General features: G+C 33.1%; 19 protein-coding genes and 1 riboswitch. Of the genes, 15 read left to right on the top strand and 4 right to left on the bottom strand.

Going from position 1 to position 20,490, the window contains the following annotated elements; all coding sequences use genetic code 11:
* Window positions 1-52 precede the first annotated feature (52 nt).
* The 3 genes from fba to C1I91_RS24980 form a co-directional block, all read right to left on the bottom strand.
* Window positions 53-919 carry a class II fructose-1,6-bisphosphate aldolase gene (gene fba / locus C1I91_RS24990; RefSeq protein WP_128215345.1) on the bottom strand — a complete coding sequence of 289 codons (867 nt, stop codon included), beginning with the start codon at window positions 917-919 and terminating at the stop codon, window positions 53-55.
* A gap of 150 nt (window positions 920-1,069) precedes the next feature.
* Entirely contained in the window at window positions 1,070-1,450 is a 381-nt protein-coding gene (locus C1I91_RS24985; protein ID WP_128215344.1) for a DUF4363 family protein, read from the bottom strand.
* Window positions 1,447-2,148, bottom strand: coding sequence for a YetF domain-containing protein (locus C1I91_RS24980; RefSeq protein ID WP_128215343.1), 702 nt, complete (start codon window positions 2,146-2,148; stop codon window positions 1,447-1,449). The genes C1I91_RS24985 and C1I91_RS24980 overlap by 4 nt, the downstream gene beginning before the upstream one ends.
* Window positions 2,149-2,476: 328 nt before the next feature.
* Between C1I91_RS24980 and C1I91_RS24975 the strand changes: the two genes are divergently transcribed.
* The 15 genes from C1I91_RS24975 to C1I91_RS28630 all read left to right on the top strand — a co-directional run bounded on the left by C1I91_RS24975 (window position 2,477) and on the right by C1I91_RS28630 (window position 19,421).
* Window positions 2,477-4,129 (top strand): nucleoside kinase, encoded by a 1,653-nt coding sequence (locus C1I91_RS24975; protein ID WP_128215342.1) that lies wholly within the window; start codon window positions 2,477-2,479, stop codon window positions 4,127-4,129.
* Between the two features lie 271 nt (window positions 4,130-4,400).
* Window positions 4,401-5,075 (top strand): L-serine ammonia-lyase, iron-sulfur-dependent subunit beta, encoded by a 675-nt coding sequence (gene sdaAB / locus C1I91_RS24970; RefSeq protein ID WP_128215341.1) that lies wholly within the window; start codon window positions 4,401-4,403, stop codon window positions 5,073-5,075.
* A 214-nt stretch (window positions 5,076-5,289) separates the two neighbouring features.
* Window positions 5,290-6,165: an L-serine ammonia-lyase, iron-sulfur-dependent, subunit alpha gene (gene sdaAA / locus C1I91_RS24965; RefSeq protein ID WP_128215340.1), complete on the top strand. Its 876-nt coding sequence runs from the start codon at window positions 5,290-5,292 to the stop codon at window positions 6,163-6,165.
* An 82-nt stretch (window positions 6,166-6,247) separates the two neighbouring features.
* Window positions 6,248-6,357: riboswitch (TPP riboswitch) on the top strand.
* A 173-nt stretch (window positions 6,358-6,530) separates the two neighbouring features.
* A complete protein-coding gene (thiW, locus tag C1I91_RS24960) occupies window positions 6,531-7,058 on the top strand; it encodes an energy coupling factor transporter S component ThiW (RefSeq protein ID WP_238475891.1) in 528 nt (175 codons plus the stop codon).
* A gap of 3 nt (window positions 7,059-7,061) precedes the next feature.
* Entirely contained in the window at window positions 7,062-7,871 is an 810-nt protein-coding gene (gene thiD, locus C1I91_RS24955; protein WP_128216100.1) for a bifunctional hydroxymethylpyrimidine kinase/phosphomethylpyrimidine kinase, read from the top strand.
* Window positions 7,864-9,090 carry a putative hydroxymethylpyrimidine transporter CytX gene (gene cytX, locus C1I91_RS24950; RefSeq protein WP_128215339.1) on the top strand — a complete coding sequence of 409 codons (1,227 nt, stop codon included), beginning with the start codon at window positions 7,864-7,866 and terminating at the stop codon, window positions 9,088-9,090. Before thiD ends, cytX begins: the two co-directional genes overlap by 8 nt.
* A gap of 29 nt (window positions 9,091-9,119) precedes the next feature.
* A complete protein-coding gene (thiE, locus tag C1I91_RS24945) occupies window positions 9,120-9,737 on the top strand; it encodes a thiamine phosphate synthase (RefSeq protein ID WP_128215338.1) in 618 nt (205 codons plus the stop codon).
* Window positions 9,738-10,126: 389 nt separating this feature from the next.
* Entirely contained in the window at window positions 10,127-11,908 is a 1,782-nt protein-coding gene (recQ, locus tag C1I91_RS24940; protein ID WP_128215337.1) for a DNA helicase RecQ, read from the top strand.
* 228 nt (window positions 11,909-12,136) lie between these two features.
* Window positions 12,137-13,024, top strand: coding sequence for an ROK family protein (locus tag C1I91_RS24935; protein WP_128215336.1), 888 nt, complete (start codon window positions 12,137-12,139; stop codon window positions 13,022-13,024).
* A 305-nt stretch (window positions 13,025-13,329) separates the two neighbouring features.
* Entirely contained in the window at window positions 13,330-15,252 is a 1,923-nt protein-coding gene (locus tag C1I91_RS24930; protein WP_128215335.1) for a PrkA family serine protein kinase, read from the top strand.
* Window positions 15,253-15,256: 4 nt separating this feature from the next.
* Window positions 15,257-16,432, top strand: coding sequence for a sporulation protein YhbH (gene yhbH, locus C1I91_RS24925; protein ID WP_128215334.1), 1,176 nt, complete (start codon window positions 15,257-15,259; stop codon window positions 16,430-16,432).
* A complete protein-coding gene (locus tag C1I91_RS24920; RefSeq protein ID WP_128215333.1) occupies window positions 16,432-17,802 on the top strand; it encodes a SpoVR family protein in 1,371 nt (456 codons plus the stop codon). Before yhbH ends, C1I91_RS24920 begins: the two co-directional genes overlap by 1 nt.
* A gap of 177 nt (window positions 17,803-17,979) precedes the next feature.
* A complete protein-coding gene (locus tag C1I91_RS24915; RefSeq protein WP_128215332.1) occupies window positions 17,980-18,522 on the top strand; it encodes a rubrerythrin family protein in 543 nt (180 codons plus the stop codon).
* A gap of 12 nt (window positions 18,523-18,534) precedes the next feature.
* Entirely contained in the window at window positions 18,535-18,723 is a 189-nt protein-coding gene (locus tag C1I91_RS24910; RefSeq protein ID WP_128215331.1) for a hypothetical protein, read from the top strand.
* Between the two features lie 146 nt (window positions 18,724-18,869).
* A complete protein-coding gene (locus C1I91_RS28630) occupies window positions 18,870-19,421 on the top strand; it encodes a hypothetical protein (RefSeq protein ID WP_205694254.1) in 552 nt (183 codons plus the stop codon).
* Between the two features lie 110 nt (window positions 19,422-19,531).
* Here the strand turns inward: C1I91_RS28630 and pssA are convergent, their stop codons facing one another.
* Window positions 19,532-20,053, bottom strand: a complete 522-nt coding sequence (pssA, locus tag C1I91_RS24900; protein ID WP_128215330.1) for a CDP-diacylglycerol--serine O-phosphatidyltransferase — start codon at window positions 20,051-20,053, stop codon at window positions 19,532-19,534.
* Window positions 20,054-20,490: the final 437 nt, after the last annotated feature.

Here is a 20,490-nt window from a genome sequence, read left to right as displayed (position 1 = left end):
ATACGCACAAAAAACGCTAAAGCAAATTTGCTTTAGCGTTTTTATATAAATATTAAGCTTGGTTAACTGATCCGAAAAGTACCATCTTTTCTTTAACTGTAGCTTTTATAGCTTCAAATCCTGGTCCTAAAAGTTTACGTGGATCAAATCCCTTTCCTTCTAGGTCTTTACCAGCTTCTATATACTTACGAGTAGCTTCAGCAAATGATAATTGACATTCAGTATTAACATTTATTTTAGCAACTCCTAGAGATATAGCTTTTTTAATCATTTCTTCAGGAATACCTGTACCACCGTGTAGAACTAGTGGAACATCACCTGTTATATCATTGATTTGGCTCAATGCATCGAAAGCTAAGCCCTTCCAGTTAGCTGGGTATTTTCCGTGGATATTACCGATACCAGCAGCAAGCATTGTTACTCCTAGATCAGCTATTTGCTTACATTCGTTAGGATCAGCGATTTCTCCTGCTCCAACAACTCCGTCTTCTTCTCCACCGATTGAACCAACTTCAGCTTCTAATGAAAGTCCTCTTTCACCAGTAACTTTTACTAATTCAGTTGTCTTTGCTATATTTTCATCTATTGGATAGTGAGAACCATCAAACATTATTGATGAGAATCCAGCTTCCATAGCTTTGTAAGATCCTTCGTAGCTACCGTGGTCTAAGTGTAATGCTACTGGAACAGTTATCTTTAAATCTTCTAATAATCCATTAACCATTCCTACAACAGTCTTATATCCGCCCATGTACTTTCCAGCACCTTCAGATACACCAAGGATTACTGGTGAATTATTTTCTTGAGCAGTTAATAGTATAGCCTTAGTCCATTCTAAGTTGTTGATGTTGAATTGACCAACAGCATATTTCCCATCTCTAGCTTTATTTAACATTTCTTTAGCACTTACTAATGACATGTTCATACCACCTTTCGTTTAATAAAAATCATATGGTAAGGGACTTTTATAGTCCCAGTGGGACTTATCCCTTATGTACATTATATACTATTATTATTATATTTTCTACCAGTATTATTATATTTTCTCACAAAAAATAATAAAATAATTCTAGAATATGTTTTCTAGCTTTGGAGTTTGAAGAGCCTTTATGGCTTTAGTGGAATATTTTATTAGATGTATGCTTGAAAGTGCTTCTGATTTATTCTCATATTTAGTGTATTGAGAGAGCTTTAAAGATTCATTTACAAGTATATCTGCATCTTGATGGTTTATATAAACTGAGAGCGGTTCAAAACTTTTTTCTATATACTCCTTAAGATCTACTGACAGCTTATAGGATTCATCCCATTTGTCGTTCTTTATTGAATCTTCTATCTTAACACACTTTGTACTTACATCATCGCAAATTTTTATTAAATCACTATGAGAATAAATTATGAAACCTAGTAGGCATAGAAAAATTAATATGGATGTAATAGTATTTTTCATAAGTCATCATCTCCAAAATCAATTGAATCATCTCTCTTTTGGAGAAAGAACTCTCCATTTGAATCCACCATGGCTATATATACATCTTTCATATTGGTTACATCATTATTGTCTAGCATGTTTTTTAACCAGGTATCATCTTTTTTCAATTTAAGCAGAGCCTTTTGATTTATCTTGCCGTTTACAATGATAACTACTGGAAGTTTATCCTCATCTTCTTTTATCTTTAAATCACCTTTGGTTGATGGAGAAAAAACTTTTTTAGGAATTACAGAAACTTGCCCGTTATTTTCTAGAATAGCATATTGGATATCTGCTATGTTGAAATATCCGCTTAGTCTCAGTTCTTCCATAAGATCATCTATGTTTATTCGTTGACTTATAAGTGACTGGAAGTTTACTTTGCCTTCCTTAATTAGTACACAAGGAGTTCCATCTATAACTCTTCTGGCAATCTTACTCTTTAGCTGTATTTCTGATAAAACAGTTTTTAACATTAGCAATGTTATTATTGGAATGACACCCAAAAGTAATGGAAGTCTAGTGTCTTGCATTGGAAGTGCAGCTAAATCTGATATCATCATAGTTATAACAAATTCGTAAGGCTGAAGCTCACCTATTTGCCTTTTTCCCATAAGCCTCATAACAAGAACAACTACAGAGTAAAGTATTACCGTCCTTATAAGTACAATTAACAACTCGATCACCTCTCCAATGTTATAATTTCTTATAGCAATTTAAATTATTCAAATATTAGGATTTTTTTAAAATCAAAGATGTATAATAATCTTAAGAGAGATAGAATAACTTTTAGATAAGTTATATTAAAGTAGTGTTTTGAAATTAAGTGGTTAGCGATCCTATGTTCTAATGAGATTGAGCTAGTTGCTCGCTAATATAGCATCTCCTGCATAACCACTTAATTTAAACAGTATTCTTAAAGCTAAAATGTACGTATCAACAGTAGTTTTGAGTATTTATAAAAGGTTGGTATGAAAATAAAATAATACTAGGAGTGAATACAAGATGGTATTGAGACTTGAGATGGATGAAAAGATTATAGAAGTGGAAAAAGGAACAAAATTTTATGATTTAGTTAAGCTATATCGTCCTAATAATATAGTACCTATTACTTTAGGAAAGCTTAACAATAAATATTATGAATTGAGATGTCCTATAGAAGATAGTGGAAAACTGGAGTTTGTAGAAGCTGATGATCGTATAGGTAATAGGGCATATGTTAGGACTCTTCAATTCGTATTTATAAAGGCTAGCCTAGATTTGTTTCCAGAAGCCAAAATAACAATTGAACATTCCTTAAGCAAGGGTATTTATGGAGAAGTTCATATGGAGAAGGCTTTAGATGCTGAAGATATAATCTTAATAAAAAAGAAGATGAAAGAGCTTATTGAGAGGGATATTCTTATAAATACTATTAAGATGCCAAAGGATGAAGCTATAAGAATATTCTCTTCTTATGGAATGACGGATAAAGTAAAGCTACTTAAAAATATATGTAATAGCGAAGTAAGGCTGTACGAGTTAGATGGAAGATATGATTATTTTTATGGAAAGTTAGGCTACTCTACTGGTATATTAAAATATTTTGATGTTTTATATCATGAACCTGGTTTTTTACTTAGATTTCCTGAGGAAGGAAAGAAAATAGAAATCCCTGTCTTTGAACCGCAAGAGAAGCTGGAAAAAATCTTTCAAGAGACTGAACAGTGGCTAAATATATTAGATATTGCAGATGTAGGATCATTAAATAACAAGGTTATAAAAAGGGAATTTGATGAAATCATAAGGGTTTCAGAGGCGTTACATGAGAAGAAGATTGCATATATTGCAGATATGATCAGAGATAGGAATGAAGTAAAGATAGTACTTATAGCTGGACCATCTTCTTCAGGAAAGACAACGTTTGCTAAAAGATTAGGAATACAGCTTAGAGTAAATGGTCTGATTCCTATTCCTATTTCTCTTGATGATTATTTTATAGATAGAGATAAAACTCCTTTAGACGAAGAGGGAAAACCTGATTTTGAATCTATTTATGCTTTAGATTTAGAGCTTTTCAACAAACAGCTAAATCTTCTTTTAGAAGGAGAGACAGTTAATGTACCTACCTATAATTTTAAAACTGGCAAGAGAGAGCATGAAGGCGGAGCTATGCAGCTTCCTCAGAACGGTGTATTGATAGTAGAGGGGATACATGGACTTAATGACATACTAACTTCAACCATACCAGATCATAACAAGTTTAGAATTTATATAAGTGCCTTGACACAACTCAATGTCGACAATCATAATAGAATTGCAACCTCTGACGTAAGAAAGATAAGAAGGATTGTAAGGGATTATTTATCTAGAGGTTATGGCGGAGAAGAAACTCTAAAGATGTGGCCTTCTATAAAGCGAGGGGAAGAAAAAAATATATTTGTCTATCAAGAGCAGGCTGATGTAATGTTTAACTCAACATTGGTATACGAACTTTCAGTGCTGAAAAAGTGTGCTATAGAAGAGCTTTCAAAGATACATCAAGACAGTGAAGTATATAATGAAGCGGAAAGACTAATAGACTTTCTAAAGTTATTTCAAGGTATAGACAATGATATGGTTCCTGAAAACTCAATTCTTAGAGAGTTTATAGGAGGTAGCTGTTTTTATAAGTATTAAGATGGTAAGAATGGGCTAAACCCGCATTATTACTATAAATTCTTAAGAATTTAACAACTTAACAATTTAAGAAGTTAAGAATTTTTAAATTTAAAAATATAAAAATTTATAAATATAAAAATTTAACTTTATAAAAATTTAAATTTATATATTTATAATAGTCCTATCACCGAGCATCTCCGTTATAACCACTTAATTTTATAAAATAGAACTGGTTCATATGCAAATGAATAGATTAATAATATGATAACTTTAAGATGGAGCGTGGCAAATGAAAAAATATGGAGCTTTTGATATAATTGGACCGATTATGATTGGTCCATCTAGTTCTCATACTGCTGGAGCAGCAAGACTAGGAAAGGTGGCTGCAGCCATTGCTGGAGACAGTATTAAGGAAGTTACTTTTTTGCTTCATGGGTCTTTTAGCAAAACCTACAAAGGTCATGGTACTGATAGAGCTTTAGTTGCAGGTATACTAGGGATGGAACCAAGTGATGTAAGACTTAGGGAATCCATAGAGATAGCAAAGGAAAAGGGAATAAAGATAGAGTTCAAGGAAAAGTATCTAGGAGATGTTCATCCCAATACAGTTAAGTTTGTAATAAAAGACAATCAGGATAATATCTCCGAAATAACTGGCTCCTCTATAGGTGGAGGAAGTATCGTTATAACAGAGGTAAACGGGCAAGAAGTTAACTTTACAGGTGAATATCCCACTGTAATAATATCTCACAGAGATGTACCAGGAGCAGTGTCAAAGGTTTCAGCAATACTTTATAACAATAATGTTAATATAGCTTTTATGAGTGTATTTAGAACTAAAAAAGGAAAAACTGCCACTATGATTTTTGAAGTAGACAGCCTTTTAAATGAAGTTGTTATTAATGAGATTAAAAAAGTAGAAGCTGTAGATAGAGTTATAAAGATAAACCCAGTCAGAGCTTAAAGTTAAGTCTTTGTTAAAGTACCGTGTTGAAATTAACTGGTCAGTCATCCGATGCTTAGATGAGCTTGCGCTAATTGCTCGCTCATATAGCATCTCCTTTATGACCACTTAATTTCAACAATATTATTAAACATAGCCAAAATTAAACATATCCAAAATTAAAGATAAGATTAATTAAAATATCTATAGATATTGAAAAGGAGAATAACTTAAGATGGTTAGGAATGGAGAAGAGCTTCTCAGCATATGTAAGGAAAACAACTGGACTCTTAGTGAATTTGCAATTCAGGCTGAAATGGAGCAAAGTGAAGCATCTAGAGATGTTGTAATGAATGAAATGAGAAAAGCTCTAAAGGTTATGATAGAAGCAACTACTGAAGGCCGTGAAAAAGAGGTTTACTCTGTTAGTGGTCTTATCGGTGGAGATGGATATAAGCTTCAGAAATATTTGATGCAAGGTAAGAGCCTAACTGGAGATGTAATGGTATCTGCTATGGCAAAAGCAATATCCTGTGCTGAAGTCAATGCATCAATGGGAAGGATTGTGGCTTGTCCTACTGCAGGTTCTTGCGGTATACTTCCTGCAGTTTTACTCACGGCTGGGGAAAAACTAAATTTGAGTGAAGATAAATTAATAGAAGGCTTGTTTGCAGCTTCAGCGGTTGGTAGTATAATAGCTCAGAATGCAACGGTTGCAGGAGCTGAGGGTGGTTGTCAGGCAGAATGTGGCTCTGCAGCTGCAATGAGTGCAGCTGCCATAGTAGAACTTATGGGTGGAACACCTGAAATGAGCTTAAATGCTGCCGCAATAGTTATAAAAAATATACTAGGGTTAGTATGTGATCCTATAGCTGGGCTAGTAGAAGTTCCTTGTGCAAAGAGAAACTTTGCTGGTGCTGTAAGTGCTTTGACCACTGCGGATCTAGTTATGGCTGGTGTAAGCTCAAAGATTCCTTTCGATGATACCGTTGATGCTATGTATAGAGTGGGGAAGAGCCTACCTAGTGAATTGAGAGAAACAGCTCAAGGTGGCCTTGCTATTACAAAAACAGGGCTAAAACTTAAAAAGCAAATTTTTGGAGATCAATAAGCATTAGGCTCAGGTATATGAATATAGTGACAGAAGAAGAATTATATGATATAATAATATATATTAAGTAAAAGTAAATAGTAATCTGTGCTAGGGGGGCTGGTTATGCCAGCTGAGATAGAGAACGTTATTCTCTGACTCTTAACACCTGAACTGGTTAGAACCAGCGTAGGGAAGCAACAATAATTTTGTTAATTAGTGCAGCTTCTATGCTGCACTTTTTTGTGCGGCTAGATAAACTTTTGATTTATATTTCGGCAGTTTAAAGTAAAGCAGCCTATAAATTTAAAGAGTTTAGTATAGAAGCTAATTAGTAGGTTATAAGCCCCCTTCACAGATAAAAGAAAGAAGGAGGGCTTTTTCATATGAAACAAAATAATACAGCAATACAAGGTAGTAGTAATATGGTTTATAAGTTGACCTTAAGTGGGTTGTTTATAGCTTTTGGTACTGTAACAGGATCAGTATTCTATATACCGTTTTTAGGTGGAAAGATGTTCCCTGTTCAACATTTCTTAAATGTAGTTGCAGCAATAGTTTTAGGGCCATTTTATGGTGTTGCTAATGCCTTCTGTATATCGCTTCTTAGAAATATATTGGGAACTGGGTCAATACTTGCATTTCCAGGAAGTATGGTAGGCGCATTTTTAGCAGGAATTGTGTATAAGAAGTTTAAAAATATTTATTTCACTGCAGTTGGAGAGTTTATAGGTACAGGCATATTAGGTGCTTTAATAGCTTATCCAATGGCTACTCTTATATTAGGTAAAAAGGTAGCGGCTTTTGCATATGTATTTCCCTTTTCCTTAAGCTGTGCAGGGGGATCAATACTTGCGGTGGTGTTACTATCAGTACCTATTATAAGAAAAACTTTAAAGAGGGAGGCGCAATAAATGATTAAAAAAGCACTTACAATAGCTGGCTCAGATACCTGTGGAGGAGCTGGAATTCAAGCTGATCTAAAATCCTTTTCTGCCAATGGTGTATATGGCATGAGTGTCATAACTGCAATAACGGTTCAAAATACTCAAGGTGTTTTTGGAATACAGGATGTTAATCCAGAAATTATCTCAAAGCAGATCGAAGCTATATTTGATGATATTGAAGTTGACGCAGTGAAGATAGGAATGGTATCTAAGATAGAGTCAATTAAAGCAATAGCTGATACTTTAAAGAAGATAGACAAACTTCCTCCAGTAGTATTAGATCCAGTAATGGTTTCAAAGAGTGGTTTTAAGCTACTTTCAGAAGATGCAAAGGAAACTCTTATAAAGGAACTATTTCCTTTGGCAACTATCATAACTCCTAATATTCCAGAAGCAGAAGAAATATTAGGTTATAAGATAAATGATTTTGAAGATATGTATAAAGCTGCAAAAGACCTAAAAGAGTTGGGACCGAAGTATGTTTTAGTAAAAGGTGGACACCTAAAGGGTGATGCAATAGATTCACTATTTGACGGAGAAAGACTTATAAGCTTTAAAGAAGAGCGAATAAATACTAAAAACACCCATGGAACTGGATGTACTTTATCATCAGCAATAGCAGCTAATATTGCCAAGGAAATGAGTATAATTGATGCGGTGGATGAAGCTAAAAAGTATATAACCATAGCTATAGAACACAGTATAGAGTTAGGAAAAGGTGTAGGACCAACTAATCATTTTTATGAGTTATATAGAAAGGCAGGTTTGAATAATGAGTAAGAAAATAGGCTTTTTTAATATGACTGCATTATGGTTTGGTGCGGCAGTATCTTTGTCAGAAATGATGACTGGTGGACTTTTAAGTTCAGCTGGGTTAAAAAAGGGTATAGCAGGAATATTAATAGGACATTTGATAGGGGCAGCAATTCTTGCTATAGGAGCTTATATAGGAGCAAAATCTAAACTAGCGGCAATGGAATCTACCACTAATTCTTTTGGAGTTTACGGTACTAAGCTTTTATCATTATTAAACGTTGTTCAACTTATAGGTTGGACTACTGTTATGATAATAATGGGGGCAAGAGCTTTTGAAGAGGCCAGTAAAGGACTTATATCTATAAGTAGTGGTACAGTTTGGATACTGTTAATAGGGTTATTTGTATTTATATGGATTGCTTTAGGAATGGATGGTCTAAACTATGTAAATACTGTTGCAGTTTTATTACTTTTTGTAATGACTATAATCATGACGATTAATATATTTACATCAAATACTGCTTTAGCAGCTAGTCAAGATCCAATAAGTATGGGTTCCATAATAGAGCTTAATGTAGTTATGCCGCTTTCTTGGCTTCCGTTAGTAGGTGACTACACTAGATTTGGAAAGAGTATTAAAGGATCAACCTTAGGTACCTTCTTAGGATATTTTGTAGGAAGCTCCTGGATGTTTATTGCTGGGCTAGCAGCCAGTTTAGTAACTGGGGATAGTGATCCAACTAAGTTATTCACAGTTATGAATTTAGGAATTGTTGCTCTAGGAATAATATTATTATCCACAGTTACAACAACCTTTATGGATGCTTATTCAGCTGGGGTTTCCTTTATTAATATAACCGGCAAAGTCAAGGAAAAACACGCTGCTCTTATAATTACAGTTCTAGCTACAGTATTGGCTTTTGTTTTCCCTATGGAACAGTATGAGGACTTTTTATATTTTATAGGGTCTGTATTTGCTCCACTGTTTGCTATAATTTTTGTTGATTATTTTGTATTTAAAAAAAGTTTTGTGGATAAAAATAAAAAATTTAAAGTTGATATATTAGCACTAATAGTTTGGGCATTAGGAGTAGCTTTATATTATGGTATAAAGAATATGGATATCATCATTGGAGTTACTACACCTGTTATGATAGTAACGTCGCTTATATATGGTATTGCTAGAAAAGTCCTTAGTGAAACAAAGACAAACTATGGACAGTATGAAACAGAAAGTATTTAATCCAAATATGAATTAGAGGTGAGATTTATATGGATGGATATTCTAAGAAGTTATATCTAATAACTGATTATTTAATGCCCTTTGATGCTATGCTGATAAAAACCGAACAGGCTTTAAAAGCAGGTGTTGATATTGTGCAATATAGAGCTAAGGATAAATCTACTAGGCAACTTGTAGAAGAGGCAAAAGTTCTTAAGGCTTTATGTGAAGTATATGCTTGCACCTTCATAGTAAATGACAGAATAGATGTTGCACTGGCAGTAGAAGCTCATGGAGTTCATTTAGGTCAAGAAGATATGATGGTAAAGACAGCAAGAAGTATATGTGGGAATAACTTTATAATAGGTGCTACAACTAAGAACAAAGAGCAAGCTATAGTAGCTCAAAGAGAAGGAGCTAACTATTTGGGAGTAGGGGCCTTGTTTCCTTCAAAGACTAAGAAGAATGCTGTTGGAATAAGCTTAAAGCAGCTTGAAGAAATAAGGGACATTGTGGATATACCTATATATGGAATTGGAGGTATAACTCTAGACAATCTTAGTAGGGAGATTATTGAAGTGGTAGACGGCATATGTACTGTATCTACCATATTGGATGCAGAAGATGTAGAAGCTACAGTTAAGAGCTTCAAAGCTAGTATAGGATAAATGCTTTCCGTCAATAATTTTTAATAATGGTAATTTTATTATATAGTATTGAAATGAATCAGTTTACCATAAGTAAGCTGGTTCATTTTTTATTATTTAGGGTGAAATTTTTCAATATATAATCCTAGCAAAATTATGGGTTTAGAATAGCTATAGAAATAACCATGATTAAAAGCTATAATTAAGATATAGTTTACTGATTAATACTAGTTTAATCAGATGAGTATCTTATGCTAGAATAAGATTATTTATAAAGATATACTGATTCAATCCGAAATTATAAGTTTTATTATGAAGTGATATATATGCAAGTATAGCTTCAATATATAATTTAGAAGTCTTTGCTTGAAAGGGTATGTATTAAAAAGTCAGATTAGTGGGAGTCAAAGATGGATAATACATTGAGGGTATTAAAAAAAGTATTTGGCTTTTCTAGCTTTAGAAAAGGCCAAAGAGAAATAATTGAAACTATATTAAGTGGAAAAGATGTATTTGCGGTTATGCCTACTGGAGGTGGGAAGTCTATCTGCTATCAAATACCAGCCATTCTTATGGGGGGCGTGACTTTGGTAATTTCTCCACTAATTTCTCTTATGAAGGATCAAGTTGATAGTATAAAAGATGTGGGAATAAATGCTGCTTTCATTAATAGCACTATAGATAAGAATAAAATAATAGAAATTATAGAAGATTCGCTTATAGGAAAATATAAGCTAATATATATATCGCCAGAGAGATTAGAAATGGAGTACTTTGTTAAGCTAATTAGGAGTTTAAATATATCACAGATAGCTGTAGATGAAGCTCATTGTGTATCTCAATGGGGACATGATTTTAGGAAAAGCTATAGATTCATACTTCCCTTCGTAAATTCATTAGCAAAGAGACCGGTAATAACAGCCTTTACAGCTACTGCCACCGAAGAGGTAAGAAATGATAGTGTTAAGTTATTGGGCCTAATAAACCCATATCTACATATAAGTAGTTTTAATAGAGATAATTTATCTATAAATATTCATAAAGAAGTAGATAAGCTTGAATTCGTTAAAGATGTAATAAGAGATCGGGAAGAAGAGTCTGGAATAATATATTGTTCTAGAAGAAAAGACGTAGATGGATTGTATAGTTACCTTAAGGAAAGAGGATACAATGTAGCTAAGTATCACAGTGGACTTAAAGATGAAGAAAAGGAAGCTTTTCAAGATGATTTTCTTTTTGATAGAAAGGAAATAATGATAGCCACCAATGCTTTTGGTATGGGAATTGATAAGTCAAATGTAAGGTATGTAATTCATTTCTCATTGCCTAAGAATATAGAAAACTACTATCAAGAAATTGGTAGAGGTGGCAGAGACGGTGAAAAATGCGATTGTCATCTATTATATTCTAGAGAGGATATCCCCTCTATGGAGTATATGATCAATACGTCAACCTTACTTAATAGAAGAGAGATAGAGCTAAGAAAGCTGCAGGCAATGGTAGATTTCTGCGAGACTCAGAACTGTTATAGACAGTTTATACTAAATTACTTTGGAGAAGGAACAGTAAAACAATATTGTAACAACTGTTCAAACTGCTTAAACAGTGATGAGTTAAGAGATATAACTGTTGAGGCTCAGAAGATACTATCCTGTTTGTATAGAACTAAGGAAAGGTATGGAATTTCAGTAATAGTAGATATATTAAGAGGGTTTTCTGGACCTAAGATAATAGATAATAAATTGAATGAGCTTTCAACTTATGGAATTATGCAAGAGTATAGTAGTAAATTCATAAAGGATGTAATTCAGACTCTTATAGAAGAAGGTTATGTAGACAGAAAAGAAGGAACTTATTCCATGATAAGGCTTAATAGTAAGTCTATCAATATACTTAAAGGAAAAGAGAAGGTTATGGCTAGGCTTAAAGATTCTGTGGACGATACGGTGTTAGATCAAGAATTGTTTAAGAAGCTAAGAATACTTAGAAGAGACCTGTCTCAAAGTGAAAAGGTGAAACCTTACATAATATTTTCTGATTCAACTCTTATACAGATTGCAAATCTGAGACCTAAGAGCAGGGAAGAATTAATGAACATACGAGGTGTTGGAGAGAAGAAGATTGAGAAGTATGGAGATAGGGTGCTTAGAGTAGTACATAACCACACTTTAATAAAAAGCAAAGTAAATTGAGAAAAAGAATATATTGAAATTAAGTAGTTAGTCATCCGATGCTTGGATGAGCTTGCGCAAAGAATTAATATAATTTGCTCGCTCATAGAGCATCTCCTTCATAACCACTTAATTTCAATAATATTTCAAGTATAAGAAGAGAGATAAGTCAGAGAAAAAAGTTCTTTGATTTTTTTTGTTTTTGTATCATAATATAATTATGACAATGTTTACAAAAGGGGAGTTATTATGGGAAAATATGTAGTTATTGATGTAGGAGGATCTTCAATTAAGTATGCTCTAATGGATGGTGAAGGGAAGTTTTATGAAAAAGGAAGTGTAAAAACTCCTGATACTGGAATAGAAGAGTTTATCGATACTGTTGGGAATATAGTTGATAATTTTAAAGAAAACCATGAAATTGTTGGACTAGCATGTAGTCTGCCAGGAGCAGCTGAACCTAAAAGTGGAATTATATATGGTGCAAGCGCAATCCAATACATACATGGACCTAATATAAAAGATTTACTTTCTAATAGAACTCAGGTAAGAGTTTCAATAGAAAATGATGCAAACTGTGCTGGTCTTGCTGAGGGATGGCTTGGTGCTGCAAAGGATTGTGAGAACTTCATATGTGTAGTTATAGGGACTGGCATAGGAGGATGTGTTGTTGTTAATAAAAAAATCCTTAGAGGCAAGAATCTCCATGGTGGAGAGTTTGGATATATGCTAATGGATGATAGTGATGGCATAGATGAACATACTTGGAGTAATACTGGATCTACTTTTTCGTTAGTAAAGAGAGTTGCTAAGGTTAAAGGTATTGAAGTTGAAGAGCTTAATGGGAAAAAGGTCTTTGAAATGGCCGAACAAGGAGATGAAGAGGTAAAGCAAGCTATTGATAAATGGTATAACTATTTGGTTAGAGGTATATTCAATCTACAGTATATAATAGACCCGGAAAAAATATTAATAGGAGGGGCTATAAGTAGTAGACAAGACTTCTATGATATAGTAAACGGAAGACTAAGTAAGATGAAGAGTGAGTATGCTAAACTAGATATCATTGTTGAAAAATGTGCTTTTGAAAACGATGCAAATTTAATTGGAGCATTATACAACTTTTTATATTGCTAAGCGATGCGCAAAAAAATAGCTAAAGAAGTTCGCTTTAGCTATTTTTTATTCTTTAGAAATTAAAACTTATATAAAGCTGTATATAAATATGTATAGATGGCTTAAATGCAAAGATAGAAGAAAGAATAAAAAAATAAAATATGTCGCCTGCCAGAATTTCTTCACATACGTTCAGAAAAGGCAGATGCGCAAAAAAAATAGCTAAAGAAGTTCGCTTTAGCTATTTTTTTTCCATAATTAAATCCATATTAGGCATAGATAGTTTGTCCCTTTGAATATATTTTTATAAAAGGAGGGAGATGTATATGGATTTTAAGCATTTTATTGAAAGTGATAGAGAAAAACATAATAAGCAGAAGTTTAAGGGTACATTCCTAGATTATTTGGAGATAGTTAAGCAGAACCCAGATGTAGCAAAGTTGGCGCATAAGAGAATCTACGACATCATAGTTAATAAAGGTGTAAAAATATTAAAACCGGAAGAAAACCCAAGGGTTAGAAAGATATATGGTAACGAGATAATAAAAAAATACAACTTTTTTGAAAGTGACTTCTTTGGAATAGACAAAATCTTAATGAAGCTTGTAAATTATTTCTATTCAGCTTCTATGAAGGGTGAAGAGGCAAGACAAGTTCTTTATTTAGTTGGACCTGTTGGAGCAGGAAAATCTTCATTAGTAGAAGCTCTAAAAAAAGCTTTAGAAATTGCAGAGCCAATTTATGCTATCGAAGGGTGCCCAATGCATGAAGAGCCACTTCATCTAATACCTAAGCACCTTAGACCTAAATTTGAAGAAATGTTGGGAGTTCAGATAGAAGGTGATCTATGTCCTGTCTGCAGATATAGACTAATGAATGATTTTAATGGAAGATATGAAGATTTTCCAGTAGAAACAAAGGGCTTTTCTATAAGATCAAGAAAGGGAATTGGAGTTGTACCTCCAGTAGATCCTAACAATCAAGATACATCTATATTAACTGGTGCTGTAGACATATCTAAAATGGATATGTATCCTGAGGATGATCCAAGGATATTCTCACTTAATGGTGCCTTTAACGTAGGTAATAGAGGTTTGGTTGAGTTTATAGAAGTATTTAAAAATGATGTTGAATATCTTCATACTATAATAACAGCAACCCAAGAAAAGTCCATTCCATCACCTGGTAAGGGTTCTATGATTTATTTCGATGGTTTGATAATAGCTCATTCAAATGAGGCTGAGTGGAACAAATTTAAGTCTGATCATACAAATGAAGCAATTTTAGATAGAATAGTTAAGATAGAAGTTCCATATTGTATGGAATTAAATGAAGAAAAGAAGATATATGAGAAGATATTAAAGAAGAGTAATTTCAATGCTCATATATCACCTCATACCATAGAAGTTGCTGCAATGTTTGCAATACTTTCTAGGTTATCTCCATCAGCAAAGGTAGACCCTATAACAAAGCTTAAGATTTACAATGGAGAAGATATAGTTGAAAAAGGTTCTACAAAGCGAATAGACCTTTTAGAGCTTAAAGAAGAAGCAGGTCCAAATGAAGGTATGAAGGGAATCTCAACAAGATTTATCATAAAGGCTATTGATAATGCGCTTTCAAGCTCAGAGTATCCTTGTATAAATCCTTTAAGTATAATGGAAAGCATAATAAAGTCAGTTAAGGACTTAGATATTTCTCAAGAAGAGAAGAAGAAATACCTTGGATTCATACAGGATACCCTAAGAAAAGAATATAATAAGATTCTTGAAAAAGAGATTACTAAAGCCTTTATCCATTCCTTTAGAGAACAAGCCGAAAGCCTATTTAATAACTATATAGATAATGCAGAAGCTTATGTGAACAAAACTAAGCTTAAGGATAATTCTACTGGCGAGGAATTGAATCCAGACGAAAGTTTTATGAGAAGCATAGAAGAGCAGATTGGTATATCAGAAAGTTCAGCTAAAGGCTTTAGATCTGATGTAACTTCTTATATGTTCTACGTTGTAAGAAATGGCGGACATATTGATTACACTGCTTATGAACCTCTAAAAGAAGCTATTGAGAAAAAACTCACAGCTTCAGTTAAGGATCTTTCTAGAATAATAACTAAGTCTAGAGTTAGAGATAAAGAACAAGATGAAAAGTATAATGCTATGGTTGAAGAAATGAAGGCAAATGGATACTGTGATCATTGCTGCGATGTCATATTGAAGTATGCTGCAAACAACTTGTGGAAGGATTGATACTATGGCTATATTCAGAGATCATGCAGAAAATCCAGTAGAACATGACAGAGCTATAGAGGATAGAAGAAGGCATAGGCAGTTAGTTGAAAAGTCTATAAAAGAAAATCTAGGAGATATACTTTCAGAAGAAAGTATAATTGGTGAATCTAAGAATAAAAAGTTCAAAATTCCTATAAGAGGGATAAAGGAATATCAGTTTGTTTACGGCAACAATAACGGCGGTGTAGCTAGTGGAACAGGAGAAGAAAAAAGAGGGGATAAGGTAGGAAAGGCTTCAGAGCAAGGGGGTAACGGCCCCGGCTCTGCTGGCAATCAAGAGGGTGAGGACATATATGAAACCGAAATAACTCTTGAGGAACTATTAGACTATATTGTTGAAGACCTTGATCTACCTAACCTGGACAGGAAAAAGTATTCCGAGATAATTGTAGAAAGTGCTGGAAGAAAAAGAGGATATCAAAAGTATGGTATTAATCCAAGACTTGCTAAGAAGAAAACAGTAATGGCTAAGATTGCAAGAAAGCAGGGGAAGAAGAGAGCTTTAATGGAAATCGGTGAAAACGGAAAGGTTGATAGATTTCCTTTTAGAGAAGAGGATCTAAGATACTATAAGGTTAAGAAAAAACCTAAAAAAGAAAGTAATGCAGTAATGCTGTTTATAATGGATGTATCTGGATCTATGGATAACTCTAAGAAATTCTTGGCTCGTTCATTTTTCTTTGTATTATCAAGGTTTATAAGAAGAAAGTATAACAATATAGCTTTTGAGTTTATATCTCACACAACCTTAGCTAAAGTTGTCAATGAGTATGAATTTTTTCATAAGGCTGAATCCGGTGGTACGTATATATCCTCAGGGCTAAATAAAGCATTAGAAGTTATAAGAGAGAAATATCCTCCAGATATGTGGAATATATACCCTTTTTATGCATCTGATGGTGATAACTGGAGTGAAGACAATGAAAGAGCAATAAAAGCGGTAAATGACTTATGCGAAATAAGTAATTTATTTGGTTATGCTGAATTACTACCTTCTACTTATTCTACAACCATGTATTATAGATTTTTAAAGGAAATAAAGAAGAAAAATTTTGCAATGGTTGTAGTAAAAGAAAAGAAAGACCTATGGAATGCATTGAAGTTTATGCTATCTAAGGAGCTTAAGGAGGAAGGGTGATGGATTATACAGTTAGAGATTTAGAGAAATGGAACATTTTAATAGAACAGACTGCAAAGGAAGTAGGTCTTGATTTCTATCCTCAAGAATTCGAGATAATAGGATATAATGAAATGCTAAGCTATGAAGCTTATGTGGGAATGCCATCAAGATATCCTCATTGGAGTTATGGAAAAGCCTATGAAAAGAATAAGACTTTGTATTCATTAAATTTAACTGGACTACCATATGAGATGGTAATTAATTCGAATCCTAGTTTAGCATATCTAATGAAGGATAACACATTACTCCTTCAGATATTAACTATGGCTCATGTATATGGACATAATGATTTCTTTAAAAACAATAGATTGTTTAAAGAGGGGACTGATGCTAATAATACCTTAGAGATGTTTAAGTTGGATGCTGAAACTGTAAGAAGGTATATAAATAACCCTAGCATCGGCTACCAAAGAGTTGAAAGAGTTTTAGATGCTGCTCATGCAGTAAGATATCAGATTAGTAGAGTTATTGGAGAAAAGAAAATATCTCAGAGTGAGCAGCGTAGGAGGCTTATCGATGATTTCTCTAGAAAGATTGAGAGTAGGGGAATATTGGATAGCAATGATCCAATTGAAGAACCTAATTTGTCAAAAATTCCACTTAGTCCAGAAGATGATTTGATTCAATTTATAATAGATTATGGTAGTTTGGAAGATTGGGAGAAAAGTCTTTTAAGTATAGTTAGAAGAGAGACACTGTATTTTTTACCACAGATCGAGACAAAAACTATGAATGAGGGATGGGCTAGTTTTTGGCATTATAATATACTTAAAAAGTTAGAACTTCCTCAAGAGTTACATTTTGAGTTTTTGAAGAGACACAACGATGTAGTTGCTCCAATGTTAGGTGGCTTAAATCCATATTATGTAGGATTTAGAGTTCTTGAGGATATTGAAAGAAGATATGGCAGAGATAAGATTTTTGAAGTTAGAGCTATTGAGAGAGATAATTCGTTTTTAAGAAAGTATCTTACAGAGGAATTATGCGTTGAACTTAATTTGTTTCAGTATGCAAAGAAAGGTTTTGATTTTGTCGTAGATGAGGTTTCAGACGAAAATGGTTGGAAAAAGATAAGAGATACTATAGCATCTAACTGCGGAGTCGGAAGTATACCATATATAAGGGTTATAGATTTAAATAGAAGAGATAATACCCTTACTCTAGAGCATGTTTTTGATGGTAGGGAGCTAGATATTGTTTATGCTAAAGAAACCTTGAAGTATGTTCAGGAGCTATGGGGGTATAAGGTAGTTTTGGTTACAAAGAATAAAGACTTACAGGAAGTTTCCTTAATATGTGATGAAGGTAAGAAAATAACTACAAAATGAAAAATCGCGGAATAAACCGCGATTTTTTGCTTTCTAGAGGAATATAAGTTTTTTATAACCTAAACCTAGTAATATTTAGGTGAGGATAACATCTTATTAGGACATACAGCGAAAAAGAAGAACAATAAGCAAGTTGGTGAATATACTAATGTGTGAAGTATTTTTGGGAGAATTTTTATGAAGTTAAAGGATAGTGAAACCTTAAAAAATCTGCTTAAAACTTTTGCTGGAGAGTCTAGAGCTAGAAACAAATATAATTTATATGCAGAGAAAGCTAGGCAAGAGGGTTTTGTTTGGATAGGACAAATTTTTGATATGACTGCATCCAATGAATATGCTCATGCTAGAGAAGCATGGGGAAGATATTTGGGGATGATAAAGTCTACTGAAGATAACCTCCTAGATGCTGTTATGGGAGAGGGAGAAGAGACAGACAAGATCTATAAGGAGTTTGAAGAGGTTGCTAGAAAAGAAGGTTTTGAATCCATTGCTAATTTTTACAAAGAACTTAGAGAAGTGGAAGAAAGCCATAAGGAACGATTTAAAGAACTATATGAAAAAGTTAAAAGTGGAACAGTATTTAAGTCTAACTGTGAAACTTTTTGGAGATGTTTAAATTGTGGATATATCTATGAAGGCAAGGAAGCTCCAGAAGTATGTCCTTTGTGTAAGTTCCCAAGAGCGTATTTTGAACCATATGGAGAAGGTAAGAAAGAGTAGGAGGAAGAGTTTATGAAGTTCTCATATGCAGAAGAATATTTCTTTCCAGTTGTGATGAAAGATATAAAGGTATTTGACTTTTCAGAGGATGCAGTTAAAGATGAAGCTTTAAGGAAAAGTAAGGATGAGGATTTGTATAAGGAACTGTTTAAAGAAGTTGACGATGAGTTTATAAATGAAATACTTTGTAATAACATATAAGAATATAGCTAAGGTTAAAAGCCTTAGCTATATTTTTACTTCTTAGGAGGATATATGCTGATATTAGGGAAATTAGCGTTTTTTAGAAGGAATTAAATACAATGTATTTTAATATATTGTTATGATAGCAATATTAAGGTGATTTAATGGAAAGCTTCAAGGAACTTTTTGACTCGTATTTTTTAGAAGTTAATAACTTGACTGACCTTTTAACAAAGTATGTTAATTCATATAGATTGCTTATAGGTGGTGCAGGGGAACTTAACGGGATTGCACTAGCTAGAAAGAAAGAAGTAAGAGATGCTATAAAAAGAGCAAACCAGCTAGGGGATATTATAGATGTATTACTTAACGTTATTCAGAGTGTGGAGTGTTGTTATCTTGACTATATAAGGATGAAGGCAGATGTAATAGCCTTAAAGACAGCACAGAAATCTATAATATTAACGGAAATAGATAATGAATTACTATTTCAAAATTCCAGTGGAGGGCCAGCGCAGCAGCAGGCCAATAACCAAGGAAGGCCTCCTATTAAGCCACCTCCAACAAGAAAAAGGAGAAAGATTAATAAAGGCAATGATGATGATAGTCATGAGGAAGATAAGGATTGTGATGATGATCATGATAGTTGTGAAGATAAAGATGAAAATCCTTATGATAAGAAATGTGATGATGATAAAAAGAATCCAGAAGATTAAGATGACTATGATGAGTGGTAGAGCTTCTTCATATGAATTAGGGCAGGAAGAGATGCAAAAAAGCTCGCTGAAAAGACTTTCTTCAGCGAGCTTTTTGTTTTTTTACTATCTTAAAGTTTTTTTAACTTTAAATTTGATATCATCAAGTAAGAAAAGATTAGCATCAATATTACAGGTAATGCTGTTGGTACAAAGTATCTTGTTGTAATTAAAGAAAAGATTGCCATAATGCTTCCAGCTATAGTTATTGGAATTCCTGTAAAAACTCCATCAAATTCTGATAAGTTATATCTTGCTAGTCTGAATGCTCCGCATATAGGGAAAATTATTAGTGCGCAATAGCCAAATAACCCTTTAGGTCCAAGTATATTTAAACTATGCTGTGTATATATTAGTATAGCAGGTGCAACTCCGAAAGATACCAAGTCAGCTAAGGAATCTAGTTCTTTTCCTAGTTCACTAGATACGTTAAGAAAGCGAGCAACTCTTCCATCATATCTATCAATTAGCGCAGCTATAATTACAAATATTGCTGCTAAGAAATAATCTTCATTTAATGTGGCAAGTATTGAAAAAATTCCGAAAGATAGATTGGCAAAGGTGAAATAATTAGGGATACTACTTTTTCTCATATAATCACTCCTAGTAAAATAAATATAATTCCATCATCAATAAATAATTATAACGCATTTTAAATAAAAGTATAAGAGGTAAAATCTTATATATTCCAGCTAAAATACAGATATTCCGTTATTTTTAGTTATTTTATTAACAAAATGACAGTTGTACACTATGAAAATCTATAATAATCTTAAAATTGGCTATAATATATATAATTCTTTGCAATATTATTATTTTTACTACATAAATAAGTTATAAAGTTTTTTAATGTAGAGTTTCTAGTTAAATTAATATATAAGGTAGTACATATCTACAAAAGAGTATATAATGTAAGTGGTTACCATTTGTTGATGTATTTATGTTATGGAAATTATTTATTTTTTTATAAACAGCAGCATTAGACCAAAACTGGAGTTTATTGGCTAAATGGTATAATTATAAGTGTTTA

This window comes from Clostridium manihotivorum (assembly GCF_004015185.1).
In the GTDB taxonomy this organism is placed as follows: domain Bacteria; phylum Bacillota; class Clostridia; order Clostridiales; family Clostridiaceae; genus Clostridium_AR; species Clostridium_AR manihotivorum.
This window is presented reverse-complemented; position numbering and strand designations above follow the sequence as displayed.